Here is a 7,530-nt window from a genome sequence, read left to right as displayed (position 1 = left end):
ATCTTCAAACTACCAAACTCATCCAACAATAATTGATTCAACTTACCATAAGATCCTTTACGCAACTTTTCAATATAATTCCTCAAATTTAGCAGACGAGTATTTTGGTCTGTTCCCTCAATTTCCCCAGACTGAAAAGCGTGTTCTTTATACATACGAATACTCTGATTTTTCTTCTCTAGAATTTTCTGATAATCACCCGCCACTAACTTTTGTAATAAATTCCCTTGTTTCTACTCTCCAACATTCTCAAAACTTTCCTCATTTACCCGAATTAAACCAATCAAAGAATTACCCATCATAATATTAAAATCAATATTAGGTAAAGGTTCTAATTCTGCCTCCGACTGAGCGGAAGAAACCAAAGCCAAAAATAATCGTAACTTAGCAATTTCGGTTGCCTCCTCCATAATATCCACCCCAAAAAGATTATCAGTAATAATCCGCTTTTTCACAAAATAAGCCAAAGAAGGATGAGAACTTTCTTTCTCTTTTAACCACTTTTTTAACCTTCTATCTCCATTTAATTTAATCGTACCAATAACAGCAGTATAAATAGAAATTAAACTTTTCATAGCAGCCACCAGAAAAGCTCCCGAACCACAAGCAGGGTCTAATAAAGTTAGATTAGGGAGAATATCTTCAACCAGATAATGACAGAGTTGNAAGCCAAAGAAGGATGAGAACTTTCTTTCTCTTTTAACCACTTTTTTAACCTTCTATCTCCATTTAATTTAATCGTACCAATAACAGCAGTATAAATAGAAATTAAACTTTTCATAGCAGCCACCAGAAAAGCTCCCGAACCACAAGCAGGGTCTAATAAAGTTAGATTAGGGAGAATATCTTCAACCAGATAATGACAGAGTTGAGCATCTAATTTAATCAGCAATTCATTGATTTCCCTAAACCTGGTATTTGCCAGATTATTTATCCTATCTAAAATTAATTTATTAATAGTTCTATCACACAAATATTCTGTAATTTCCGTACAAGTATAATAAGCACCAAATTCTTTTTGGTTAATATATTTCTCAAAAATATATCCCAACACATCGGGGTTAATTTCATCATCTTTTCCTTCAGGAGTATCATTCAAATTCCAAGAGTAACGAGAAAATAAATCTAATACTTGAATAAAAGCTGTATCAGCAATAGAAATATTGTCATATTTTTCCTCAATGGAATGTTTGAGAAATAATCCACCATTCAGATATTTTACCTCACCTATTAATTCTTTTATCGCCTCATCTCGTTCAGATTCTAATTTAGCAAAACCCTCAAAAAATAAACTTTGGAGAAAATGATAATATTGATTTTCACCCCGTTGCTTACTTGCCGTTAATTTCTCCTGTAAATAATCTAAATTTTTCCCATCAATAAATCCTTTCCGCTGCAAAAAATAAACAAACATTAAACGGTTCAACAAAACCGAAGTATACCAACGACGCTCAGATAAATTATCTATGCCTTGAATAAACTTGAGAAACTCCGAATGTTGGTCTTGAAATTCCTGATAAAACTTTTTCGTAACCCGTTCAACATCAAAACCCCGTTGCAATTTTTGAGCAATTTCAACCACAGNAGTATACCAACGACGCTCAGATAAATTATCTATGCCTTGAATAAACTTGAGAAACTCCGAATGTTGGTCTTGAAATTCCTGATAAAACTTTTTCGTAACCCGTTCAACATCAAAACCCCGTTGCAATTTTTGAGCAATTTCAACCACAGAAATTGACTCTGTTTCAAATTCGATAATATCAATAACCAGAGAACCTAATTTACTTAAAAATAAATCCCCTGGTTGACCTTTAACATATAAATGGTCTCTAACAAAACGTTTATTATCATCACGTTTTACCCAATACCAAAGACTGCGAGTTTTCTCAGCATCCAGAAAAATTAATAAATTTTCAGCCACCCGTTGTTCAATTTCTTGATGTATAGCTTTACGAATTTTACCTTCAGGAATTTCCCCAGTTTCAGAAGTTACTTCAAAGATAGCAACTTTAGCAGCTTCAGCTATTCTTTGATAGTAATAAATTTTATCGTCGATATCGAGATAATTTTTTTTAGTATTAGATGGTTGTTCCCAACCTAATTCTTCGATAAAAACTTTTTGAAATTGAAAATTATATAAATAGTCGCGAATACGTTCAAAATCCAGATTCATAGTATTTATTGTTGATTATTGATTTATTGATTTTACCACCGTAGGGGTTTGGTCTCCAAACCCTCTTCATACCATTCCCAAAACCTCAAAACCATAGTATTTATTATTGATTGATTTATTGATTTTACCACCGTAGGGGTTTGGTCTCCAAACCCTCTTCCAACCCTTCTGCAAATCCTCCCCAAAATATTAAAACCATACAATAATCCAACACAAAAATTAATGTATAATCCGATAAATGTAGCGGGTTTGGAGACCAAACCCCTACCATAAAATATTGCAACCTAAACCCAACACAAAAATTAATGTATAATCCGATAAATGTAGCGGGTTTGGAAACCAAACTCCTACCATAAAATATGACAATTTATTTGGGTTTGGAAACCAAACTCCTACCATAAAATATGACAATCTATTTGGGTTTGGAAACCAAACCCCTACCATTAAATATTACAATCTATAATGACTTCCAAAAATTACAATCCAGAAATTCATCATCGTCGTTCTATTCGTCTGAAATATTACGATTATAATCAAGCAGGAGCATACTTTATTACTATTTGTGTACAGGATAAAAAATGTTTGTTAGGTAAAATAAATGAAGGTTTAAATCACATTAACCAGTATGGAAAAATTGTTGAGGAAATTTGGAATTATTTACCAATACATTTTCCCAGGATAGAAATTGATGGAGCTGTGATAATGCCAAACCATTTTCATGGAATTATTGTTATTAATGAGTATCAAAAATTTGGGGAAAGTTTGAATGATGGTTTGGAAAAGGGTTTGGAGAGGTCGCGTCAATTTTACGATAAAAAGACTTTTTTAGGTTCAATTATTGCTTATTTTAAGTATGAGACTACTAAGTTAATTAACTTACAAAGAAATTCTCCTGGGGTTAAGTTCTGGCAACGTAATTATTATGAGCATATTGTTAGGAATGAGGATTCTTTGAATATTTTGCGTAATTATATTATTGAAAATCCTCTGCGATGGGAAATTGATGTATTACACCCGGATAATTTGACGGGGGTTTGGTGAAGAGGGTTTGGAGACCAAACCCCTACGGTGGTGGTTTCCAATTTTGGTTGAGGGGGTTTTTGGTTTTTCGGGAGGTTTGGAGAAGAGGGTTTGGAGACCAAACCCCTACGGTGGTGGTTTCCAATTTTGGTTGAGGGAATTTTTGGTTGGTTCGGGGGTTTGGAGACCAGGGTTTGGAGACCAGGGTTTGGAGACCAAACCCCTACGGTGATGTTTGACAATTTTGGTTGAGGGAATTTTTGGTTTGTTAGGGGGTTTGGTGGAAGGGTTTGGAGACCAAACCCCTACGGTGATGGTTTACAATTTTGGTTGAGGGAATTTTTGGTTTGTTAGGGGGTTTGGTGGAAGGGTTTGGAGACCAAACCCCTACGGTGATGGTTTTATTTTGGAAGGTTTGGAGACCAAAATATTACGATTGGAATAACCCCAATGAACAAATAATTTGTGCTTCTTGGGTTGTTGCTTCTTCCTGAATAATACACAGTTGCTCATCTATATATAAGGTAACTACTAATTTACTCAGTTGCTCGTCGGTTGCTCCACTTTTTAGACAACGGTTGAGTCTATCAATAGCTGAGTGTCTCAAAGGATATTGATAAATTTGAGCGATCGCTTTCTTCAAGTCTTCTGAAGCAAACAACGTACCTTTCACTTTCTCAACATATCTCTTTAACCGCTCATAGGTACGAAACCTTGACCCTGATGGGCGACCTAGTTGACCTCCTGTATTCTTTTCTTCTTCGGCAATAAATTCGACTCCCTTTTGCAGTAGGTCGTGGTGCTTTTCGTGATGAGAATGTGCTGGAGTGTCGGGGTGACACGCTGCTGCTCGTAAAATGGCAAATTGAGATTGAGTGACGCTTTTCTCTTCTTGGTCTACCCACGCGAGACCATCATTTCTTTCGGCAGTTTTCATATAGAGCAATACTCCTTCGGGATAACTAGGAGTAGGTTGATAGTCGCGAGTCGAATAAACTACATTCGGCAAATTTTCGATAGTTTTTTTCAGGGAGGGGTCTGCATCAATAGCATTTTTCCAGATTTGATATGCTTCGGATATTAAGTCTACTTCTGTGTCATCTTCTCCATCGAGAATACCTGCTTTTTCATGGTAGAGGTCGAGTATAATTTGTTGGTCGTCGTCTTCAAAAAATGCTTCATCTGCTCCGACTACTTCGGCGTTTTCTTGCAGACGTTGCCTTAGACGACTGCGCAACCTAATTATTTCTTCTACTCCATCCGCAGGTAAGAAAGAATAACAAAAGATTTTTGCTGCATTTTGACCGATACGATCTATTCTTCCCACCCGTTGAATTAATCGAATAATTGCCCAAGGTAGATCGTAGTTAATAATAATTGCACAGTCTTGGAGGTTTAGACCTTCGCTGAGAATGTCTGTGGCAATTAAAATTCTGATTTGCTCTGTTTTGGAAATAGTTTTACCGTTACTTTCCGGACTAAAACGCCATACTGTTTCTGCTGGGTTGGTTGAGTTTCCAGTTACTCCTTCCACTTTCTGAATACCCCGTTTTTCGAGTTGTTTAGTCAGATAATGTACGGTGTCAGCAAATTGGGAGAAGATTAAGACTTTTTCTTGGGGGTGAGTTTGACAAAGGAGGTCGATTAATATTTCTAGTTTCTGGTCGTTGTTTGTTTCCCAGTTGCCAGCCTTTTTGCCAATTTCTATTAATGCTAAACAGTCAGCATGGAGGTCTTTTTTCAGAGATGCTTTGAATAATTCTGGTCTTATCCATTTGAAACGACTTTTGTATTGGGTGGCATATTCTTGATAAATTTTGGCTGCTCGCTCCTGATATTCNAAGGAGGTCGATTAATATTTCTAGTTTCTGGTCGTTGTTTGTTTCCCAGTTGCCAGCCTTTTTGCCAATTTCTATTAATGCTAAACAGTCAGCATGGAGGTCTTTTTTCAGAGATGCTTTGAATAATTCTGGTCTTATCCATTTGAAACGACTTTTGTATTGGGTGGCATATTCTTGATAAATTTTGGCTGCTCGCTCCTGATATTCTGTTTCGGTTTCAGAGATAAAGGTGGTAGTCGGGAGGTCTATATTTTCTGCTTCATCTTCCGAGTCGAAAAATATGGAGTCTTCATCCTTGTTGCGAGGATCGAGGAAAGCTGCATCTTGCGAACCTATAGGTAAAGGAAGTTGGTTAGTAATGGCGTGCAAAAAGACATAGTTTCGGAGAATGTGGCGATCGATAGATTGTAAAAATGTGACTCCGCTACTTTCTAAACGTTTAAATAGGTTAGTGCGACAAAAACCTTTTAACCTTTTACCCGCGCGAGATAAATCTTTGAGTTGTCGCGACTCAGCATCAGTCATTGACTTTCCTTTTGCTGATTTTGGAGAAACTTCATAACTTCCCAAACCATAGCGCGGTAAGTTTAACTCACCCAAAATATTAACTACCGCTTCAGAATACAAAAGCGCATATAAATTTTCACTTCCCCCTAAGTCAAACGTTATAGTTTTTGCTTGACGAATCGGAAAATAGGATTTCGAGCGATCGCTCATTTCTAAATATTTTCGCCCAGTCTCATCAATTTGAGCATAATTTTTTTGAATAAAACTACGGGTGCGACGCAACATATATAGTCGCATCAATTCTCGCCAGTCATCGGGATGTTCGCTTTTTTCAAATGCTGCTAGGGAGCGCACTGGTGCTTGATGTTTCCGACTAAATTCTATTTCGCCTCCTATTTCATGTAATAATTTTTCTGGTCGGATGCCTAAATTTTTATCTTCTGGAATAAATAACCGCAGTTGATTTGATAAATCTAAATAGCTTTTATTGTAGGGAGTTGCTGTTAATAAAATGCAGCGACTTTCATTCAGAGCAATATATTCTTGAATTGCTCGATAACGTTTACGTTGACGATTTCTTAAATTATGACTTTCGTCAATTATTAACACTCGATAACGTCTGGTTTGAGGCAATATTTTCTGAACTTTACTAATAGAAATAATCTTAGCTCGTAATTTGTAATTGTCAACATATTCTTGCCACATAGACACCAAATTTTTCGGACAAATAATCAAAGTTTCTAAGAAAAAATCATCCTCTAAAATTTTTGCCAATGTTGCAGCAATACGAGTTTTTCCTAAACCAACAACATCCCCAATTAAAACTCCCCCCCGTCGATTTAGATAACGAGCTGCAATTTTCACAACTGCTGCTTGAAAGTCAAATAATTCATCTTTAATACTCCGAGGAATTTGATATTCTGATAATCCTGCTCTAGCTTCACTGGATAAATGATAAGCCATTTTTAGATAAATATGATAGGGAGGAATTAACTTTTCTCGCGCCCAACTTTCGTCAATAACTTTAATGATATCTTGGGAAATATCCAGACACCAACGGTCTTCCCATCGGTCATCAAACCATTTATGAAGTTTTTGACAAGCATCAATATCAAGAACATCAATATTTAATTCTCCTTGTTTTTTTAATCCTGACAAAGTTAAATTACTACTGCCCAAAAAACCAGTTATAGGATTATTAATATCGTCGCGATGAAATAAATATAATTTGGCATGAAGCTGATATCTAAGAAATAGTTTAATAACTACTTTTTTCGTTTCAATTTGTTTTCTGAGGAGACGTAAAGCCTTTTCATCTTTATTATTAGGTGCGCCCCAAGTTAGTTGGTCGTAAAATCCTTGAATTATTTGTTTTTTGAAACGAATAACTTTAAGATTATCCATACCAGTTTCAGTTTTTCTGAAAGCTAAACTATCATGTAATTCTTTTTCCGGTAAGGTCTGCATTCCGACTAAAAGACGACAACAAGAATTTTCATTTCCTGTAAATTTTTCTATCTTATCAGCTATTTCTTTCCACCCTCTAAGATTAAAATAACCTACACAAAAATCTGCTCGTTTTGAGGTTTCAATAGTATCCTGGAGTATGGGGAGTAGGTATTGTTCAATATTGTCAAAAATTCGTGGCATTTTTTGATTTATTTTTAATATATGTCGTAGGGGTTTGGTTTTCAAACCCAGTCGTAGAGGTTTGGTTTCCAAACCATAGAATTTTTACGGTTTCAAGTAGGGGTTTGGTTTCCCAAACCAGTCGTAGAGGTTTGGTTTCCAAACCATAGAATTTTTACGGTTTCAAGTAGGGGTTTGGTTTCTAAAACCATAGATATTTTTCGGGATGATTTTCCCAATTTATCCGATGTTTTTTTTGGGTTTGCTATAAATATTTTTCAGGGTTTGGATACCAAACCCATAGGATTTGCCTGGATAATTTGCCCGAATTTAGAGAATGGTTGATTTGGAGTTTTA

Annotated in this window: 7 protein-coding genes; 3 read left to right on the top strand and 4 right to left on the bottom strand. The window is 35.9% G+C overall.

Going from position 1 to position 7,530, the window contains the following annotated elements; all coding sequences use genetic code 11:
- Positions 1-233: 233 nt before the first annotated feature.
- Complete coding sequence (locus tag AFK68_RS45685; protein ID WP_371357446.1) at positions 234-638, bottom strand: DNA methyltransferase; 405 nt, start codon at positions 636-638, stop codon at positions 234-236.
- Positions 639-1,585: 947 nt separating this feature from the next.
- A partial coding sequence (locus AFK68_RS39240) for a hypothetical protein (protein ID WP_210407497.1) occupies positions 1,586-2,176 on the bottom strand: 591 nt, incomplete at its 3' end.
- Between the two features lie 462 nt (positions 2,177-2,638).
- Between AFK68_RS39240 and AFK68_RS18850 the strand changes: the two genes are divergently transcribed.
- Together AFK68_RS18850 and AFK68_RS18845 are read left to right on the top strand one after the other, a co-directional pair.
- Positions 2,639-3,217: a transposase gene (locus AFK68_RS18850; protein WP_094674115.1), complete on the top strand. Its 579-nt coding sequence runs from the start codon at positions 2,639-2,641 to the stop codon at positions 3,215-3,217.
- A 7-nt stretch (positions 3,218-3,224) separates the two neighbouring features.
- Complete coding sequence (locus tag AFK68_RS18845; protein ID WP_094674113.1) at positions 3,225-3,428, top strand: hypothetical protein; 204 nt, start codon at positions 3,225-3,227, stop codon at positions 3,426-3,428.
- A 198-nt stretch (positions 3,429-3,626) separates the two neighbouring features.
- On the opposite strand, the gene AFK68_RS45680 is transcribed toward AFK68_RS18845, so the two are convergent.
- Together AFK68_RS45680 and AFK68_RS18835 are read right to left on the bottom strand one after the other, a co-directional pair.
- Entirely contained in the window at positions 3,627-4,847 is a 1,221-nt protein-coding gene (locus tag AFK68_RS45680) for a C-terminal helicase domain-containing protein (RefSeq protein ID WP_371357445.1), read from the bottom strand.
- Positions 4,848-5,037: 190 nt separating this feature from the next.
- The coding region (locus AFK68_RS18835; protein WP_143438034.1) for an SNF2-related protein at positions 5,038-7,194 on the bottom strand (2,157 nt) is incomplete at its 3' end.
- 174 nt (positions 7,195-7,368) lie between these two features.
- Here AFK68_RS18835 and AFK68_RS39235 point away from each other — a divergent pair.
- Positions 7,369-7,518 carry a hypothetical protein gene (locus AFK68_RS39235; RefSeq protein ID WP_210407496.1) on the top strand — a complete coding sequence of 50 codons (150 nt, stop codon included), beginning with the start codon at positions 7,369-7,371 and terminating at the stop codon, positions 7,516-7,518.
- Positions 7,519-7,530 lie beyond the last annotated feature (12 nt).

Origin of the sequence: Hydrocoleum sp. CS-953 (assembly GCF_002260545.1) — a bacterium.
Lineage (GTDB): Bacteria > Cyanobacteriota > Cyanobacteriia > Cyanobacteriales > Microcoleaceae > Trichodesmium.
The sequence above is the reverse complement of the archived record's forward strand: the minus strand, read 5'-3'. Positions and strand labels throughout refer to the sequence as shown.

Excerpts from the sequence above, each read along its gene's own strand:
- AFK68_RS18850 (WP_094674115.1), top strand. The coding sequence starts at position 2,639 with ATGACTTCCAAAAATTACAATCCAGAAATTCATCATCGTCGTTCTATT.